Source organism: Streptomyces sp. SID12501 (assembly GCF_010550245.1).
GTDB lineage: Bacteria > Actinomycetota > Actinomycetes > Streptomycetales > Streptomycetaceae > Streptomyces.
Genome location: NZ_JAAGLU010000611.1, coordinates 1 through 449 on the forward strand (window position 1 = coordinate 1; position 449 = coordinate 449).

Below are 449 nucleotides of genomic sequence, written 5' to 3' on the forward strand. Positions count from 1 at the left end.
CGACCGCGAGGATGGCCGCCCTCGTCAGCGAGATCCGCACGGTAGTGGAACGCGGGCTCGCCCCCGACCTGACCGCCTACCTGGTCGGTGAGCGGATCACCCCGCACCTGGGCGCGTCCGACCTGCTCACCCCCGACCAGTGCGAGGGGCATCCGGACCGGTACCGGCAGCACATCCTGCACGCGGAGCCCGACGGCAGCTTCTCGGTGGTGGCACTGGTGTGGCTGCCGGGTCAGGAGACGTCCATCCACGACCACGTCTCGTGGTGCGTGGCCGGGGTCTACCAGGGCACGGAGAGCGAGCGCCGCTACCGGCTCGCCCCGGCGACGGGCACGGACGGCGCCCGGCTGGTGCCCACCGAAGAGGTGGTCAACGACCAGGGGGACGTCTGCGGGTTCGCCCCGCCCGGGGACATCCACCAGGTCCGCAACTCCTGTCGTACGACGGCG

The 449-nt window shown here is 72.4% G+C and carries 1 protein-coding gene; it reads left to right on the forward strand.

From position 1 onward, the window contains the following. On the forward strand, positions 1-449 hold a 449-nt coding region (locus G3I71_RS47535), incomplete at both ends, for a cysteine dioxygenase family protein (RefSeq protein WP_164325169.1).